Annotated in this window: 14 protein-coding genes; 6 read left to right on the top strand and 8 right to left on the bottom strand. The window is 46.0% G+C overall.

The genetic code is table 11. The annotated features are described in order from the left end of the window. Window positions 1-311: 311 nt before the first annotated feature. The 3 genes from QUA27_RS02565 to QUA27_RS02555 all read right to left on the bottom strand — a co-directional run bounded on the left by QUA27_RS02565 (window position 312) and on the right by QUA27_RS02555 (window position 4,165). On the bottom strand, window positions 312-2,768 hold the full coding sequence (locus QUA27_RS02565) for a GH116 family glycosyl hydrolase (RefSeq protein ID WP_333066149.1): 2,457 nt from the start codon (window positions 2,766-2,768) through the stop codon (window positions 312-314). 204 nt (window positions 2,769-2,972) lie between these two features. Then, window positions 2,973-3,578, bottom strand: a complete 606-nt coding sequence (locus QUA27_RS02560; protein WP_333066148.1) for a Uma2 family endonuclease — start codon at window positions 3,576-3,578, stop codon at window positions 2,973-2,975. A gap of 29 nt (window positions 3,579-3,607) precedes the next feature. Beyond that, the gene (locus QUA27_RS02555) at window positions 3,608-4,165 is read right to left on the bottom strand and encodes a gamma carbonic anhydrase family protein (protein WP_333066147.1); all 558 of its coding nucleotides are present in this window, start codon (window positions 4,163-4,165) and stop codon (window positions 3,608-3,610) included. Window positions 4,166-4,271: 106 nt separating this feature from the next. Between QUA27_RS02555 and QUA27_RS02550 the strand changes: the two genes are divergently transcribed. The 4 genes from QUA27_RS02550 (at window position 4,272) to QUA27_RS02535 (ending at window position 9,130) form a co-directional block, all read left to right on the top strand. Continuing rightward, window positions 4,272-4,781, top strand: a complete 510-nt coding sequence (locus QUA27_RS02550; RefSeq protein WP_006631343.1) for a TIGR02652 family protein — start codon at window positions 4,272-4,274, stop codon at window positions 4,779-4,781. A gap of 209 nt (window positions 4,782-4,990) precedes the next feature. Continuing rightward, window positions 4,991-5,425, top strand: a complete 435-nt coding sequence (locus tag QUA27_RS02545; RefSeq protein WP_333066146.1) for a VOC family protein — start codon at window positions 4,991-4,993, stop codon at window positions 5,423-5,425. Window positions 5,426-5,640: 215 nt separating this feature from the next. Continuing rightward, window positions 5,641-7,629, top strand: a complete 1,989-nt coding sequence (locus tag QUA27_RS02540; RefSeq protein ID WP_333066145.1) for a heavy metal translocating P-type ATPase — start codon at window positions 5,641-5,643, stop codon at window positions 7,627-7,629. A 196-nt stretch (window positions 7,630-7,825) separates the two neighbouring features. After that, a complete protein-coding gene (locus tag QUA27_RS02535; RefSeq protein ID WP_333066144.1) occupies window positions 7,826-9,130 on the top strand; it encodes an Nramp family divalent metal transporter in 1,305 nt (434 codons plus the stop codon). An 89-nt stretch (window positions 9,131-9,219) separates the two neighbouring features. Here the strand turns inward: QUA27_RS02535 and ctpB are convergent, their stop codons facing one another. Continuing rightward, entirely contained in the window at window positions 9,220-10,539 is a 1,320-nt protein-coding gene (ctpB, locus tag QUA27_RS02530; protein ID WP_333066143.1) for a carboxyl-terminal processing protease CtpB, read from the bottom strand. A gap of 196 nt (window positions 10,540-10,735) precedes the next feature. On the opposite strand from ctpB, the gene QUA27_RS02525 reads away from it, so the two are divergent. Then, a complete protein-coding gene (locus QUA27_RS02525) occupies window positions 10,736-11,581 on the top strand; it encodes a hypothetical protein (protein WP_333066141.1) in 846 nt (281 codons plus the stop codon). A gap of 102 nt (window positions 11,582-11,683) precedes the next feature. Here QUA27_RS02525 and QUA27_RS02520 read toward each other — a convergent pair whose 3' ends face one another. Next, a complete protein-coding gene (locus tag QUA27_RS02520) occupies window positions 11,684-12,253 on the bottom strand; it encodes a pseudouridine synthase (protein ID WP_333066140.1) in 570 nt (189 codons plus the stop codon). A 212-nt stretch (window positions 12,254-12,465) separates the two neighbouring features. On the opposite strand from QUA27_RS02520, the gene wecB reads away from it, so the two are divergent. Further along, window positions 12,466-13,596, top strand: a complete 1,131-nt coding sequence (gene wecB / locus QUA27_RS02515) for a non-hydrolyzing UDP-N-acetylglucosamine 2-epimerase (protein ID WP_333066138.1) — start codon at window positions 12,466-12,468, stop codon at window positions 13,594-13,596. A 36-nt stretch (window positions 13,597-13,632) separates the two neighbouring features. Here the strand turns inward: wecB and QUA27_RS02510 are convergent, their stop codons facing one another. From QUA27_RS02510 to QUA27_RS02500, 3 genes are all read right to left on the bottom strand, one after another. Next, window positions 13,633-15,429 (bottom strand): sensor histidine kinase, encoded by a 1,797-nt coding sequence (locus QUA27_RS02510; RefSeq protein ID WP_333066137.1) that lies wholly within the window; start codon window positions 15,427-15,429, stop codon window positions 13,633-13,635. A gap of 173 nt (window positions 15,430-15,602) precedes the next feature. Beyond that, window positions 15,603-16,487: a substrate-binding domain-containing protein gene (locus QUA27_RS02505; RefSeq protein ID WP_333066136.1), complete on the bottom strand. Its 885-nt coding sequence runs from the start codon at window positions 16,485-16,487 to the stop codon at window positions 15,603-15,605. 488 nt (window positions 16,488-16,975) lie between these two features. Then, on the bottom strand, window positions 16,976-17,497 hold the full coding sequence (locus tag QUA27_RS02500) for a hypothetical protein (RefSeq protein ID WP_333066135.1): 522 nt from the start codon (window positions 17,495-17,497) through the stop codon (window positions 16,976-16,978). Window positions 17,498-17,502 lie beyond the last annotated feature (5 nt).

The raw sequence follows: 17,502 nt of genomic DNA, 5'->3' as shown, positions 1-17,502 counted from the left end.
ACCCCTCGCATCTCCGGGATTTTTCATGCTCAAATTTTAGCAACTCTGAAATTAGATCATGAAACGTTAATGTCTTCCTCGAAGCGGAAAAGTTTTTACGGTCAATTTTAGTGATAGTTAAATTAACCGTTTTCCTTGCTAAAAATGGGGGTAAAGGCTTAATTTTTTTAAATTTAAGTGGGATTCACCAGCTAATATAGCAATCCTGGCATCATTTGTGAATTTATTACGGACTCCCAGGGGGTTCGGGGAGGGTGGGGGTGGGGTAAAAAATTTACAACTCCTGCAAGGATTGCTATCTACCTTTTTCCCTATTTAAATTTGGTCAACACTCCGTAAATTGCCCAAATCGCCATCGCCCGCAAATAGTGACTCGCCCGAAAAGTCCCCCCCGCCGTAATCGCTTCCGGCGTGCGAAACTGCAATCCATTTTCATAAATCTGCTTCACCACCGCATCCGTCAATTTAAACGCTTTATCCTCCATCCCCATCTGTACCAAAAAAGCTGCCAACCCAAAATTAATCCCCGTCCAAACTTCCAAAGGATGAGTTGCATTGGGATTTTCCGGCGAACCGTTCAGCATCACCCCATTCGCCGCACCGAACTCGCCATCGTTGAACTTCAAAAAGCAAGATTCGTACACAGTTTCTAGAGCACTGGCTGCACATTCCGGCGGCACAATATCCGGCAATCCTAACAGCTTCGCGTAAAATTGACCGCACAGTTGGTCAGCCATCACCACTTCGGAATTACTCTCGCTGTCCAAACGGTAATATTGACCGTTCCACAGTTTTTCTTGATAGCTCGGTCTTGCTTGTATCAGCCAACTGTGATATAATGCAATCTTTGCTTGAGGGTTAGGAATTATCTCCGGTGCTGCATCTTCCAAGATTTCGCCGATCGCGATCGCAGCCTCCAGCGCCGCCAACCACAAACCCCCGCAATACGCACTTATCCCCCGCATTTGCCAGTCATCAAACGTCTGATCCGGTGCTCCCGAATTCTCCGGAATTCCGTCCCCATCCTCATCAAAAGTTTTGAGATAAGCTAAAGCCTCAACAATTGCCGGCCAACACTCTTTCAAAAACTCAGAATCTGTGCCGCCAGTCAACAAAAAGTCACGATAAACCTGCAACACAAAATCGCAAGGCAAATCCTTCCACAAATTGCAATCTTGATAGCTAGTATAATTGGTTTTCTCCCAAGGATGTTCGTTAGGAGCACCCAAATCGTGCGGCGTCGCCCCGACAGCTTTTCTAATAGCAGAAGCTTGATTCCAGCCAATAATTCTCGGCGTATCGTCTCCGGCAGAAATTGCCCTAGCGAACGCTAAAACCACCGACTTTTCCAAATCCGGCCACAGCATCAACAAAGCAAAAGAACCGTAAAGCCGCACGTCCAAACTTTCGTACCAGCGGTAATCAAGGCACTCCAAAACCGCAAATTGACCCTTGGGATCGCGTTCGTCAGCCGCACTCCAAATAGTACCGCCGTCAGTCAGGGCGTACAACTCGTTAAACAGCGCCATTTTAAAACTATCTGACAAATCTTTCCGTTCTAAAATCGGTTTTTGCCAAGCTTCAATATTTTCGCGCCAAGTATCGGAATGCTTCATTGCAGTGCGAATAATCGGCCAAGCATTTTTGCCGTTGCGGCCGAAGAAATCTGTATAGCGGCGGTAATACCAAACTCCCGATGCAAACTCAGTAACGGGCAAATCCCAAGCTATAATAAAGGGAATTTTGCGAGTTTTTCCCGGTCGAATAGTAAAGCGAACTGCGATCGCACAAGCCAACTGTTCTCCTGCTGCTGCGGCTGTCTCGTCTTTGTCATCCAACAAGAAACCTTCAGCAGAAAAGTTGCGCCAAATATCATCACCGTTCCCCGCCGGGTTCCAGCGAGTTTGATAGAATACTTCTACCGCCGGATTAGTAATAGTTGCGATCGCCCATTGTCCATCCCCCTCTTGCGGTTCGTCCTCAGCAGTCAACCGCGTCATCACGCAACCGATCCGGTGAAAATCTTCCACCAACAAATTCAAATTTCCGGCACTTTCTCCCCACCTGGGTTGATAGTCATAAAATGGACTACCATCATCTCGCACCATCACTTTCGGCGACTTATTGGCATTAGTAAACCAACCGACAATATTCTCCCAAGTCAGCATGATGCTGAGAGTAATCGGCGCATCTGTAGGATTGTGCGCTACCCATTCAAACATAGCAACTGGGTAACTGCTTTCCTGATAATTGTTAGGCAAAATTGGCGAAAATTGCTCGCAGCTTAATTTAGCCTCAAACACATTTTCATAAACAAACCAACTGCGCGGATACAAAGCATGATAACTTCCCGAAGAATTACACTCTTCCCCGGTTCTTTCTTCTTCTTCCCTTCTTCCTTCTTCCTTCTTCCTTCTTCCTTCGCAAGGATACCATTTCCAACTAGATAAACTACCATCGGTAGGCGGTTCTGTAGAGAGTGCAAAAGCTTGTTTCTTGCCTTGAGTTTCTTCAAAAACGCTGAACTGACAAGCGGGCAAACTGCGAAAAATGTGCTCGCCGCCGTCAATGTGCCAGAGGTTGAAGTCGCCGCGGGACGATCGCCCGATGCAGCCGGCACCGAACCCGCCCAGAGGCATTCCGTGCCAGGGCCCGTCGTCGAGATTGCTTGCGTAGCGGACTGTATAGGGATTCTCCCAACCCAGGCCGATGGGACGTTTCCAGGTGTGTGGGGGGATGTTTGGAGTAGATGTGCGATCGTTATTCATGTGATTAATCTTAGCGCTCGATCGAGACTTGACAATTTTTTTTATTTAAGTTTAAACTTTTATTGTGCGAACTAATCCCGATATTTCCGACTATTGTTGACTGTTGATTGTTGAGGTAAAGCAATTGGGTTTAGGGCGGCCGGCTTCATAAATTATCCAATCTCAAATCTCAAATCTCAAATCCCAAATCGGTTGGGTGATCGCCTAACGGGGCAGAATATCATCCAGGCGAAGTTGCAAGCTTTTTAACAGAGGAGAAATAATCGCTTGACCGAGGCGAAATTGCTGCTGGGTGTAATCTTGGTCAATCAGTTGGCAAACGGTGATAGTAGGTTGTTTTGGTTTACCGATAAAAGCCACGCCGCCCAATCCGCGATAATCAACTATCCAATATTCGGGAATTCCTAACAGAGCATATTCTTCAACTTTTCGGGCGTAATCTGTTTCCCAATTAGTGCTGACTACTTCTACCACCAATTTAACAGATCGCCCCAGCGTAATCACAGGTTCTCTTTCCCACAGAGGTTCGCTGACAATAGCAGTTTCATCTAATACGACAATATCAGGACGGCGGGCAGTAGCTGCATCTGAAAATGGACGGATCAAACAAGTGCGGGGAATGAACCAGGGTAGTTTTTCGGATGCGATGGCGATGCCAATTTGAGTCGCTAGTTTACCGCTGACGGTTTCGTGCGGGCCTGTTGGTTCCATGTCAATTAATTCTCCGTCAGCGAGCTCGTAGCGAAAGTTGTCACAATATCGATCGAGGAATGTTTCAAAAGTTAGGATTTTTTGCGCGGTGTAAGCCATTGGAAACTAATAGTTTTTTGCTTAAAATCTTATTCTATCAACTCACCAAACCCCAAATCAGAACCTTTCCCCGCGTGTACCAAAGCCAACTTTTCGTAACGCTTAGCGTGTTCCACCAACTCCGCAGCTTCTTCCTCAGAGACATCCCGCATTCGTTTGGCAGGCACTCCCGCAACTAGCGTGTGAGGGGGAACGTCCTTGGTGACAACAGCCCCTGCACCGACGATCGAGCCTGTTCCCACCCTGACCCCATCGAGGACGATCGCCCCAATCCCGATCAGGCAGCCCCGTTCAATGTAAGCTGAGTGAATCACCGCTCGGTGTCCGACGGTCACGAAATCTTCCAAAACAGTCGGTTTCCCAGGATCGCCGTGCAGAATTGCTCCATCTTGGATATTGGTACTTGAGCCGATCGCAATTCGCTCTACATCCGCCCGCACCACCGCCCCGTACCAGATACTAGCGCCCGCCGCCACCTCTACCCTGCCGATCACAACAGCACCTTCAGCGACAAAAGCCGCTTGGGATAGATCTGGTCTGGGCCAATAGGAAGGAAGTGCAGACTGAGATTCGTTGAGATTGCTCATTAGTTGGTCGATCGTTATACTTCAAGCAGATTAGCTGGTTGTTGATACGGGATATAATAAAAGTATTTGGGACTTTTGCAGAGAAAATATGCTGGGACGCAAATAAATGATTGAAGTTGCCTTGCAATACCCGATGTTTGGCCCGGAAATTCAGTGTCCCCACTGTCGCCAAACAATTCCGGCTCTAACGCTCACGGATACCTATTTGTGTCCGCGTCACGGGGCATTTGAGGCAGATCCAAAAACGGGGGAACTGGTTCACCTTCAGTCTGGGCGGCACTGGCGCCGCTGGGAGAATGAATGGTATCGCCAGCACACCCACCCGGACGGAATTCGGTTTGAAATTCACGAAGCGCTCGATCGACTCTATACTCAAGGCTACCGAGCAACTCGCGTGATCGTTGCCCAACGCTATCGCGACTTAATCAGCGCTTATTTGGAACGCAGCACGCCTTGGCGGGGCCAGTCGGAATCGCCACGACCGAGGCTGTACGGTTTGCCTGTGGATTTTAGCCCCGATCCCCAAGAAGACCCTTGTTGGGAAGTGATTAATTTTGATTTGGAAAAAGAGCCGGGAGTTCCGATTAGATATCCCTATTTTCGGTTGTTTGAATAAGTGAATAAGTGAAGGAAGAGGGAAGAAGGAAGAAGGAAGAAGAAAGAGGGAAGAGGGAAGAAGGCTCTATTGCTGTCGCGCTAAAGATGCGATCGTTTTTAATTCCGACTTCCGAGTTTACCCTCTAAAATCTAAAATTCCAAACCGGAATTCCTACTTTCCTTCTAAAATCTAAAATCTAAAATCTAAAATCTAAAATTTAAAATCGAATGCACCACGCCTCGATTCGCACTGCTAACATACACCGGGCGATCGCCTTTTACGAACAGTTGGGATTTACTGTGAGCGATCGCTTTACCACAGGTTACACCCTAGCCTGTTGGATGGAAGGTCTTAACGGACGCATCGAACTCATTCAAATCCCGGAACCAAAACCCGCACCGGATGCTTTCGGAGACGAGCATTATGTTGGATATTATCATTTATCTTTCGATTTAACTGAGGCGACAACTGACTTGCCTAGCTGGTTGCAGTCTCTGAAAGATCGGTTTGAGGAAGCTGCTAAAGACCAACCAAACCAGTTTCAAGCTTTGAAAGTTTTATTAGAACCGACTCAACAGGCGATCGGGCAAAATGTTTACGAAGTAGCTTTTATTGCCGATACTGATGGTTTGCCTTTAGAATTTATCCGGCGGCTTAATTAGTTAATTACTAACGACTGTGGATAATCATTGTCTCTCTCAATCGGAAACTGAGAATAGTTATTACTCTTAATCCCTCATAACGTTCCCTACCAACTTAACAATATTTTTATAAAATCTACTAGATTTTTAACTCAAAATCTAGTAGATTTTATTTTTGAGTATAATATGAATATATATTCATACGATCAGACGTAAGCCAAAACCCAGGAAAAACCATGCAAAAAGCCAAGTCGAGCGATTCCGGCTGCTGTAGTCACGACGACCACCACGAACACAGTCATGAGAATCATAATCACGACCATCACCACGGCCACGACCACGACCACGGGAACGGAGATTTTAACCTCAAGCAAGAATTGATTCCTGTGATATTGGTGGTTGTACTATTTGTCGGCGGTTTAATTTTTGAAGAAAAACTCCACAACACGCCCTATTCTATAGCTGAATATCTGGTTTTCATCCCAGCCTATCTTTTAAGCGGATGGAACGTTTTAACCAGTGCGGGTCGCAATATTCTGCGAGGTCGAGTGTTTGATGAAAATTTCTTAATGACTGTAGCAACACTCGGCGCTGTCGCTATTCACAAACTCCCTGAAGCAGTGGGGGTGATGTTGTTTTTCAAAATCGGAGAACTTTTTCAAGAATTTGCGATCGGGCGATCGCGTCAATCGATCAAATCGCTTTTAGAAATTCGCCCAGATTATGCCAACCTCAAGGACAACGGCGACATCAAAAAAGTTTCGCCAGAAACCGTAGCTGTCGGCGATATCATCCTTGTCAAACCGGGAGAAAAAATTCCCTTAGACGGTGAAATTATCGACGGCAACTCTCAGATTGACACATCTGCACTAACTGGAGAATCTGTACCTCGAACCGTGAAAGTTGGAGAAACAGTTTTAGCAGGAACAATTAACCAGACAGGAGTTCTCACCGTCAAAGTTACCAAACTCTTCGGCGAATCTTCAATCTCCCGAATTTTGGAATTAGTAGAAAATGCCAGAAGCAAAAAAGCTGAAACTGAGAAATTTATCACCAAATTTGCCAAATACTACACGCCGTTTGTAGTATTTGCATCGCTAGCAGTCGCTTTAATTCCGCCTTTGTTCATTTCAGGAGCAACTAATGCCGATCGCTTTTTATGGGTTTACCGCGCCCTTGTCTTGTTAGTTATTTCCTGTCCTTGCGGATTGGTGATTAGCATTCCTCTGGGATACTTTGGGGGAATTGGCGGTGCAGCCAAGCGCGGTATTTTGGTTAAAGGCTCGACTTTTTTAGATACCCTGACAGCAGTCAAGACAGTTGTTTTAGACAAAACAGGAACTCTGACAAAAGGAGTTTTTCAAGTAGCACAAATTGTGCCTCAGAATGGTTTTTCCCAAATAGCGTTAATGGAAATAGCCGCTAAAGTAGAATCTCAATCAAATCACCCAGTCGCGAAATCTATTATGGAAGCTTACGGCGGAAAGATAGATTTATCGGATGTGAAAGATTACGAAGAAATAGCGGGACACGGCATCAGAGCCCAAGTAAATAATCAAATTGTGCTGGCGGGAAATGACCGTTTGCTGCACCGAGAAAACATTGCTCACGATGTCTGCCATGCTGAAGGTACGATCGTGCATTTAGCGGTAGACAACCGCTACGCTGGCTATATTTTGATTGCTGACGAGCTGAAGGAAGACGCTGTACAGGCTATTCGCGACCTCAAGAAACTTGGTGTTGAGCGAATCGTGATGCTTACAGGAGATAATCAATCTGTAGCTGATAGTGTTGCGAAAAAGCTCGGTTTAGATTCCTATTTAGCGGAATTACTACCCGAAGGAAAGGTCGAGGCCATCGAAAAATTGATCGGTCAATCTAAAAAAGGCGATAAAATTGTCTTTGTCGGGGACGGAATTAATGATGCACCCGTGCTTGCTAGAGCTGATGTGGGCATAGCGATGGGGGGTTTGGGCTCCGATGCGGCGATCGAAACTGCCGATGTTGTAATTATGGCAGATGCACCGTCTAAGGTGGCTGAAGCCATGAAAATTGCCCGAAAAACTCACAATATTGTTTGGCAAAATATCATTTTTGCTATGTTAGTCAAAGGCATATTTATTGCTTTGGGTGCTTTTGGGTTAGCGACAATGTGGGAAGCAGTTTTTGCCGATGTTGGGGTGGCTTTAGCAGCTATTTTCAATGCGACTAGAGTTTTGAAATAGAGTATTCGCAGATAAGAGTGATTTTTGCCGATCGACCTCATCATAGTCGATCGCGCGCACCTCAGTTCAACCTCAAAATATACACAACTTAATCTATACAGTGACTCCGCCGGATTTTGAGCTATACGACAGATCAAATTTAGCGGAATTTGTCATATTATGAAAAAAATATGAAAAATATTGAACGGTAAAACCAATGACTGACTCGGAAAATAGGCCCAGCCTTCCTGAAGTCCACCGCAGCATCCCCGTTCCCAACAGCAAAGGTTTCTGGCGTAAAATGCTGGCATACGCAGGGCCTGGATATTTGGTTTCAGTGGGTTACATGGACCCCGGAAACTGGGCGACTGACTTAGCAGGGGGAGCAAAGTTTGGCTATGCGCTATTAAGCGTGATTTTGCTATCTAATTTGATGGCAATTATGCTGCAATCACTCTGCGTGCGTTTAGGAGTGGCAACGGGACGAGATTTGGCACAAGCTTGTCGAGAATATTTCAGTCCACGAGTCAGTTTTTTGCTGTGGATACTTTGTGAAATTGCTATTTCTGCTTGCGATTTAGCTGAACTTGTTGGCAGTGCCATCGGACTGCAATTGCTATTTGGCATACCCTTAGTTTGGGGAGTGTGCATCACTGCACTAGATGTGATAATGGTGTTATTTCTACAAGGAAAAGGCTTTCGTTATATCGAAGCTTTAGTGATTACAATTATTGCAATTATTGGCGCTTGCTTTATCGCAGAAATAATTTTTGCCAAACCAAATGCCGGAGGAGTTTTACTCGGTTATGTTCCCAGCCTAGAGATTTTGCAAAATCAGGCAATGCTTTATATTGCGGTTGGTATTTTGGGGGCAACTGTGATGCCGCACAATCTCTACCTGCATTCATCGATTGTGCAAACTCGCTCTTGGGAAGAAACTGCTGATAAAAAATGGGAAGCAATTAAATTTGGCACAATTGATTCTACCGTAGCGCTGTCAATAGCTTTGTTTATTAATTCAGCTATTCTGATTTTGTCTGCTGCCAGCTTTCATTTTTCCGGCTATCAAGCAGTAGCAGAAATTCAAGATGCTTACAAACTGCTTTCTCCGGTACTGGGCGTGGGTTCTGCCAGTGCAATTTTTGCCTTTGCTTTGTTGGCTTCCGGGCAGAATTCAACCTTGACAGCAACTTTAGCAGGACAGATTGTGATGGAAGGATTTCTAAATTTTCGACTGCGACCTTGGTTGCGGCGCTTGCTAACTCGACTGATTGCAATTGTGCCGGCTTTGATCGTAATTATCTTGTTTGGGGAAGGTAGTACAACTAATTTACTGATTTTCAGTCAAGTGATTCTCAGTTTGCAATTACCCTTTGCAGTAATTCCCTTGGTAATGTTTACCTCAAACCCCAACTTAATGGGAGATTTTGTAAATCCATTTTGGCTGAAAGCCTTAGCTTGGTTAGTGGCTAGTATTATAGTAGGATTAAATAGTTGGCTGTTATTACAAACCATTTTCTAACAATCTGAGGCTAAATCAAACTACAAAAACAAAACCCGCCGGAGCGGGTTTTATCTTAAAGCTAATTGTTTAAGGACTGACGGTTTTAACTACTTATGAGGAACGACAACCTCATGAGCGGCAACGGGACGGGCCGAGGAAGCGGTAGTTTTCAAAAGTGCGATCGCCTGCGCGTAGCAAGGATCGTCCTTAGTCGCAACCAACATCGGTTTGTTAGCTAATTTCAGCTTTTGTTCGTCTGTTACTTCGACTTTAACATCGGGAGTAACCCCCTTGTGGCTGATATCCGTACCGTTGGGAGTATAGTAGTGAGCGATCGTCACTGCCAATCCCGAACCGTCAGCCAAAGAATGTACCGACTGCACCAAAGCTTTGCCAAAAGTTTGGCCGCCCATCACAGTTGCGCGCTTGTTATCCTTCAGAGCACCGGCCAAAATCTCGCTAGCGCTGGCCGAGTTATCATCCACGAGCACCACCAAAGGCTTGTCAGTGATTGCAGTTCGGTTTGCCCGCATTTCCTGAGAATCTCCCGTGCGATCGACTGTACGGACGATCGCCCCGCTATCCATCCACATCCGAGCGATATCAATGCTCACTCGCAGCAACCCGCCGGGATTGCCCCGCAAATCCAAAACAAAAGCGTCAGCTTTCTGATCCGAGAGCTTTTTAATCGCCGCCTGCATTTGTTCCCCGGCATGGGAGCTAAACTCTTGCAAACGGATGTAACCGACATTCTGACCGCCTTCTTTCTTGAGGCTGTAGCGAACCGCTGCTACCTCAATTCTCGCCCTAGTCAGAGTTACATCAAATTCGCTTTTGCCCTCACGAGCAATCCGCAGCGTGACTTTTGTGCCTTCGTCGCCCCGAATTATCTGAGCCGCATCCGAGACAGTCATGCCTTTGGTAGTTTTGCCGTCTATCACCAAAATTCTATCGCCCGCTAGAATCCCGGCCTTCAGGGCGGGGGAATTTTCCATCGGCTCGACTACAGTAATCACTTTCGTTTTCTCGTCTTCTTCGAGCCTCATCCCCACCCCTGTCAGTTCCCCAGAGGTTTGATTCGTCAGCGCTTCGTACTGCTTCGGGTCCATGAAGCGCGTGTACTGGTCGTTTAATTTCTCTAGAGCTTTACGGAGAGCGGTATAGGCTGCTTCGCGAGAGGTATAGTTTTTGCTCAACAGTTCTTGGCGGGTCAATTGCCAGTCAGTCTTGTTAAAGCTGCCATCAACATAGTCTCGGTTCACAATTTGCCAAGCTTCGTCTAAGACAGCTTTGGGGCTATCTTGAAGCTCGGCGCGGACTGATTGACTCAGGCCGGGAACGAGCAAAGATATCGAAGCGGTTGTTGCCATCGCCCCACTGAACAGGGCTGCCTGTAATTTAGAAAAGCGTTTGCGGGCTTGATTCATTGAATTTGGCTCAATTCGATTTTAGATTTTTGATGTGAGATTTTATATTGCTAAAAAATCTCAAACTACTACTTAAACTATTGTGTGGAGGCTCCACTATCCCTTTGGACAGTTTAACGAGATTCATAGTCGATCGCCAACCAATTATTACTCTCTTTCAATAAACTTAATTTAAAACTTGGATTTATAAAGTGCCGTGGAAGCTAAAATCGAACAATTTTCACGTAAGTGGTTGAGCCTGCTCGTTAATGGAGCTATCGGTCTAGCAGCGCTGGCGGGGGTCGTCGCCATGCAGTCGAGCGGGGAGTTGGGCGGAATGTCCCCAGTTCGCGTTCAGGGGCAAAAGCCGCTGTCTGCAGTGTCTGCTGCCAGTTTCAAGCAAGCCGCACAGCAAGAAGCGCAGCAAGAAGCCCTGCGGCTAAAAATGGTCAAAACTATCCCTAGTTTTGGATTTGACAATTTAATTGCAGATTGGACATTTCTAAAATTTTTGCAGTATTTTGGCGACGACGAAGCCCGAGATGTGACGGGCTACAATCTGAGCCAAGATTATTTTGACATAGTTACGCAGCGCGACCCGCGGTGGGCTGACATCTACCTGTTTCTTTCCACAGCTATTTCTTTTTATCAAGGAAAGCCTGAAACCGCTGTTAACTTTATAGAGCGTGGTACTAGGGCCCTTGCCGTTTCGCCGCAACTTCATTCTCAATCGTGGATAGTGTGGCGAACTAAAGGTCTTGATGAGTTGCTGCTGTTGGGGGATATTCCAGAGTCAATTAACTCTCACGAAATGGCCGCTGATTGGGTGGAAAAAACGTCGGAAGGGCAGAAATTGGCGCAGATGTTTCGAGCAACTGCTGAGTATTTGCGCCGAGATCCCGATAGCGTGCCGGTGCGGTTTACTGCTTGGAGTACGGTTTATGCTCAAACAACTGATAAGGTGGTGCGTCAAAGGGCGAAGCAAGCTCTTGTCAAGTTGGGAGCTCAGGTGCAAAAAGATCGGGATGGAAACGAGAGTTTTATTTTGCCCCCTCGAAAGTAAGAAGGAAGAAGGAAGAAGGAAGAAGGGAAATGCAGCCACAGTAATAGTTTCAGTTATCAAGAATGTCCTAAATGTTAAGACTGTTGACTGTAATTCCCCAATCTAAAATCTAAAATCAGCTTGAGTTAGTTCGCGCCATTCACCGGGTTTTAGGCCTTCCAGACGCAAATGCCCGATCGCGCACCTGACTAGCCGCAGCGTCGGAAATCCTACTGCTGCGGTCATCCGGCGCACTTGGCGGTTCCGGCCTTCTGTGAGAGTCATTTCCAGCCAAGCTGTGGGCACGTTTTTGCGAAATCTAATCGGCGGTTCGCGGGGCGGCAAAGGGGGTTCTTCTAACAATAATTGCACTTTTGCCGATCGAGTCCGATAATCTTGAATTGTGACACCTGTCTGCAAAGCAGAGATCGCACTTGCATCAGGAATTCGTTCAACTTGCACCCAGTAAGTGCGGGGATGAGCGAATTTCGGGTCACTGAGGCGGTGTTGCATTTGTCCATCATCCGTTAACAGTAACAAACCTTCACTATCGCGATCGAGCCTTCCCACCGCATAAATGTCAGGAATCGGAATATAGTCTTTGAGAGTGCTGCGTTTAGTCTCGCTCGAATTATCAGTGAACTGAGTTAAAACATCGTAGGGTTTGTAAAATAGAATGTAGCGATAGGGCATGACAAATCAAAGATTAAAAATTCCAAAGGTACGAGCTAGTTTTAATATTAACTAAGTTGGTATAGCGTTCCTCAATTAAGTAAGGTACGCGGGCGAGCAATTCCCGCTCCGGGTTGCCAATAGCTGGCAGATATTGAAATTATCTGCCTTAATCTGTGTTAATCTGCCTTAATCTGCAGTTTGCTTATCAATAAACTTAACTATATTTTACCATGCCCGAAGCCACTCACCGCGTTTGCATCGTTTTAGGAACTCGCCCGGAAGCGATTAAACTAGCCCCAGTAATTCAACGGTTCAAAAATTCGCCAACCTTTGACACCCAAGTAATTTTAACCGGTCAGCACCGAGAAATGGTCGAGCAAGTAATGCGAATGTTCGATCTAAAAGCCGATCGGGATTTAGCAATTATGCAGCACCAGCAAACCTTGACAGATATTACATCCCGGAGTTTGCAGGGTTTGGAAGCCTTGTTTAAAGAATTGCAGCCCGAAATCGTCTTAGTTCAGGGCGATACAACGACTGCATTTGCCGCTACTTTGGCTGCATTTTACCAGAAAATACCCGTAGGTCACGTAGAAGCCGGATTGCGAACAGATGACGTATTCAATCCTTACCCCGAAGAGGCTAACAGACGGTTGATATCTCAGCTCACACGGCTGCATTTTGCCCCAACAGAGCTGGCTGCGGAGAATTTAGGGCGATCGGGCGTTTTGGGAGAAATTCACCGTACAGGCAACACAGTAATCGATGCTTTGCTTTCTGTCGCCAAACGCGAACCAGAATGCAACATTCCCAATTTAGATTGGAGCAAATATCGAATTATCTTAGCAACAGTTCACCGCCGCGAAAATTGGGGCGAACCCTTACAAGGAATTGCTGACGCCTTTCTCCAAATCTTAGATAAATTTCCCGACACAGCTTTACTGCTACCCCTGCACCGAAATCCCACTGTTAGAGAACCTTTGCAAGCTCTTTTGGGCGACCATCCAAGAGTATTTTTAACAGAACCTTTAGATTACGCAGAATTAGTAGGAGCGATTCAGAGATGTCATTTAATCCTCACAGATTCCGGTGGCTTGCAAGAGGAAGCACCTAGTTTGGGCAAGCCTGTTTTAGTATTGCGAGAAACCACAGAAAGACCAGAAGCAATTTCCGCAGGCACAGCTAAACTTGTGGGTACGAATTCTGATACAATTTTCACAGCAGCGGCACAATTGCTCAGCAATTCCGAAGCATACAACGCAATGGCAATGGCAATTAATCCCTTTGGTGACGGTTTGGCAGCGTCGCGGATTTTGAAAATTGTTGAAGAGTATTTTAGTGAGAATACAATTGACGGTTGACGGTTGAGAGTGAGTCGAACAACTGAAAACCCCTTCTCAAGTATTTGTTGGCTGAGTCCGATCTATGGGAATCTCAATCACAAACTTCGTGCCTTTGCCCAGGGTGGAATCACACCAGAGTTTTCCTCCATGCTTTTCCTTCACCACCTGATAGCTAATGGATAAGCCTAATCCTGTCCCCTTGCCTACGGGTTTAGTAGTGAAGAAGGGATCGAATAGGCGCGATCGCGCTTTCTCTGGAATGCCCGTACCGTTATCGGCGATCGCAATCTGCACCCACTGTTTTTTTGTTTTGGTAGTCTTAATCAAAATCCGATTCGGTTGGTCAACAATCTCCTCAAAACTACGTCCTTCATTGCTCTCTTCCAAAGCATCGATCGCATTTGATAGCAAGTTCATAAACACCTGATTAAGTTGACCTGCATAGCATTCTACCAACGGTAACTCGCCATATTGTCTGACTACTTCAATGGTTGGGCGTTCTGGCAGGGCTTGAAGGCGATGTTCTAAAATCATCAAGGTGTTATCAATGCCTTCATGGATATCGACAGCCTTGAATTCCGAGTGATCCAGACGAGAAAAGCTACGCAACGAAAGCACAATGTCCCGAATGCGACCGGTGCCCATTTTCATCGACTTAAGAATCTTAGCGAGATCCTCTTTTAAGTAGTTTAGATCCACATCGTCTAGGTCATCTTGAAGTGATGGGGACGGGTTGGGATAGTGCTGTTGATAGGCATCTAGTAATCGCAGCAAGTCATGGATGTGATCGTTGAGATGAGACAGGTTGCCGTAGATAAAGCTGACCGGGTTGTTGATTTCGTGCGCTATTCCCGCCACCATTTGCCCCAGTGCCGACATTTTTTCGTTATGCACCATCTGACTCTGGGTGCGGTGCAGTTCTTCAAGGGTACTCTCTAGTTGTTGCACCTGTTGGTTCAGTTGCCGATCGCGAGCCATCAGTTGCTCTGCCATACTCTTAAATCCCTCAGCTAAAAGCCCCACTTCATCCTGACTATCAACCGGAATAGCAATGGCTAAATTGCCTCTGGCCAATTCCTGGGTTGCCTTAGTCAGTCTTTGAATGCGATGGCTTAGAGCTTGGGTCAGACGGAAACCTCCGATCGTAACGACTGCGATCAGGACACTTCCCAATAGCCCAAAGCTACCCACCACAAACCACAACCGCTGTTGTGCTTGCTCGATGTCCTTGGCAGAATGCAGTACAGCAATTTTGAGAGTTGCCCCATCGAAACTTTGTAGCTTGATTGTTTTGATCAGGTATGCTTCACCAGCAATCCCGATCTTAGTGGGCAACCCGTCTGGCTGGGGAAATTGCCAAGACCGATCGCGGTTAAGTGGCAAAGTAGCAGCCGTTACCTTCTCGCCGTCAAAAGCCACCAAATGTATGGATGTGTCGCCGCGAAGCGACTGGAGCGCTGTGTCGTCCATGGCTAATCCCGCAACCAAACCAGCTAGGATCTTTTGAGATGATTTGATGGATATTAACCCAATCATGGAAGCCGGAGCCCAGTTTTCTGCCAGGAGAACTCCCGGTAACTCTAGTCCGGTTCGGGCGGCACGGTTCACAGAGCCATCCTGCAATCTCGCCTGTCTTATTGCTCCCAACTGTGAAGACACTAAGACTTGACCATCAGCGTCAACTATTCTGATCAAATCCAGTTTAAAACCCGCTTGGATTGGTAATACTGTCCGCAGTAATAAAGGGCGATCGCCCTTTATTACTGCTGTGATGACATCATGATTTTCACTCACCGAACGGGCTTTCACACGAAGTGATTCTTGCCTTTGCTTTAGAGTTTCCTGCAGCATACTAGCCAGATCCACGATCTCCCTTCGCCCCACTTGTTCTAAGTTGTTTCTAGCAAAATAACCAAAGCCCAAGGTTCCGACAGTCCATAGACTCAGAAATGCCAACAACAGAGGTGATAACAACTTGGCGGAAACGGGTAACCGCGCGTATCTGGATTGGATGGCCACAGCTCTTAATTCTTGGCGGATTGGGTCACGGAAATAAAGCCAGACTGCTCCATCGCGTTGATTCCTGGCGGACTAGAGATGTATTGAAGTAGCGCTTGGGTAGCCTCTGAAGGTTTTTTGTGCCAGAGAATTGAAATTGTCCGAACCATCGGATACTTGCCCGCTTTGACATTTTCTAGTGTTGGTTCAACCCCGTTGAGGCTGAGGCGGTTGACAGGTATTTTATCGGAAATGGCGTGAGCCAGGGAAAAGGTACCGATGCTGTAAGGAGTGCTTTGAATTGCGTCGATCAATTCTCCTTCTTTCCGAAAGACTACTGCTTCTAATGAATTTTTTAAATCTGCTCCTAGGTAATATTTCCGCAAGAGCCGCTTGGCAGATTCATCTTCTGGGCGATCGAGCAGTACAATTTTAGCATCGGCTCCTCCGAGTTCCTTCCAGTTGGTAATAGTGCCACTATAAATGCCTTTGAGGTCTTCAGTAGTAAGGTTTTTCACCCCTGTGACGCTGGAATGAGTGGCCACTAAAAGGGCATCGTGGGCAACATCACGAGACTCTAAAGTGCCATCATTTTCTTCTGGCTTTAATGTTCTCGATATTGCACCTACATCGACTAATGTCTGTTTAACCCCATCAATTATATTTTCGGACTGCCCTGGTTCTAGGTTGGTAATTTTAACGTTTTTTGCGGTAGCTTCGTAGTTGGTTTGCAGCACCTTCATAAGACCCAACGTGCTGCTTGACGCCCCAAATTTAATCGAGGTTTGGGTTTGCGTTGCGGCAGTCGTGGGCGCTGTTGTCGTGGTGGCAGTGCTGGTCGTCGTACTGCAACTGGGCAGCCCTAGGAGGGCGATCGCAGTTAAAGCTAAAGTAAGTAAATTCTGTTTCATGTTAAAAGTTCTATACTCCTATTATCTTTTGCTATTAAAGATGATTGGGGTACTCACAAATCGAGTTTTTGAGTATTTTATCGCGCTCGCAACTCACTCAATATTTTTTGGTTTCTTAGGAGAAAAAAATGATATCTCATGGTTGATTTTACCCCTCCTAAATTTTATACTAAATAATTAAAATTTGCAATAAATCGAGCGCCACGTTTTGTGATGCTGTTTGATATGAATAGTTAGCGAGCGCATGATAATTATGAGAGATGTGCTTGGAGAATTATCATGCGCTCGCTCTATTTAAAATTACTGTAACAGCTCAATCTGGAAGCTTTTACCCTGACTAATTTATCTTAATTACCAGTTACAGATGAGTTTTTTGTTGAGCTTCATAGGTCGATTTGCGAGGTAAAACAACTAAAATCAGAAATCATTTGATTTAGGTGAGTTTCGGTACTGTCGCTAAGAATGTTAGCCTTGTCAGTTAGATTGTTTTAAGGAGAGGGAACTGGCGACAGAAAATTGCTGCTGCCTTTATAACCAGATAAAATAGCCAGTTTTTCCAAAGATTGCCTGCCCGTGTAATATTTCCCCCGAATTTCCCAAGTGGGATAAGCTTTAATATTGGCAGCTTTGCACAAATCCGGTTGAGCATCTTTGCCTCTGGGATCGCACTCAATGTAAGTAATCGCGGTAAATGCTTCTTTGCCGAAAAGTTCTTGTTGCGCGTGACAGTGAGGACACCAGTAAGCACCGTACATTCTAGCTTTGATGCTCTGCAAATGGGTTGCTAAAGCTATTTGATCCGGCGCGGATTCGCTGCGAATAGGTGGCGCTTCTTGTTCGGTAACAGGCTGTGCGAAAGGAGGAGGAGGAGGGAGGGTCTGTGCTAATTTTTGAGTGGATTTGTTGCGGAAACTGAACTGTGCAATTCTTCCGTCTGCTTTGGTAGTGACGAAAATCCCCAAAGTCAGAAAAATGCCGATCGCACAACTGTTGAATTTACTTACTCTCATCTTGG

Origin of the sequence: Microcoleus harperi Pol14_C6 (genome assembly GCF_036701295.1) — a bacterium.
Taxonomy (GTDB): domain Bacteria; phylum Cyanobacteriota; class Cyanobacteriia; order Cyanobacteriales; family Microcoleaceae; genus Microcoleus.
This window is presented reverse-complemented; position numbering and strand designations above follow the sequence as displayed.

Excerpts from the sequence above, each read along its gene's own strand:
- QUA27_RS02565 (WP_333066149.1), bottom strand. The coding sequence starts at position 2,768 with ATGAATAACGATCGCACATCTACTCCAAACATCCCCCCACACACCTGG.
- QUA27_RS02560 (WP_333066148.1), bottom strand. The coding sequence starts at position 3,578 with ATGGCTTACACCGCGCAAAAAATCCTAACTTTTGAAACATTCCTCGAT.
- QUA27_RS02555 (WP_333066147.1), bottom strand. The coding sequence starts at position 4,165 with ATGAGCAATCTCAACGAATCTCAGTCTGCACTTCCTTCCTATTGGCCC.
- QUA27_RS02550 (WP_006631343.1), top strand. The coding sequence starts at position 4,272 with ATGATTGAAGTTGCCTTGCAATACCCGATGTTTGGCCCGGAAATTCAG.
- QUA27_RS02545 (WP_333066146.1), top strand. The coding sequence starts at position 4,991 with ATGCACCACGCCTCGATTCGCACTGCTAACATACACCGGGCGATCGCC.
- QUA27_RS02540 (WP_333066145.1), top strand. The coding sequence starts at position 5,641 with ATGCAAAAAGCCAAGTCGAGCGATTCCGGCTGCTGTAGTCACGACGAC.
- QUA27_RS02535 (WP_333066144.1), top strand. The coding sequence starts at position 7,826 with ATGACTGACTCGGAAAATAGGCCCAGCCTTCCTGAAGTCCACCGCAGC.
- ctpB (WP_333066143.1), bottom strand. The coding sequence starts at position 10,539 with ATGAATCAAGCCCGCAAACGCTTTTCTAAATTACAGGCAGCCCTGTTC.
- QUA27_RS02520 (WP_333066140.1), bottom strand. The coding sequence starts at position 12,253 with ATGCCCTATCGCTACATTCTATTTTACAAACCCTACGATGTTTTAACT.
- wecB (WP_333066138.1), top strand. The coding sequence starts at position 12,466 with ATGCCCGAAGCCACTCACCGCGTTTGCATCGTTTTAGGAACTCGCCCG.
- QUA27_RS02510 (WP_333066137.1), bottom strand. The coding sequence starts at position 15,429 with ATGCTGCAGGAAACTCTAAAGCAAAGGCAAGAATCACTTCGTGTGAAA.
- QUA27_RS02505 (WP_333066136.1), bottom strand. The coding sequence starts at position 16,487 with ATGAAACAGAATTTACTTACTTTAGCTTTAACTGCGATCGCCCTCCTA.
- QUA27_RS02500 (WP_333066135.1), bottom strand. The coding sequence starts at position 17,497 with ATGAGAGTAAGTAAATTCAACAGTTGTGCGATCGGCATTTTTCTGACT.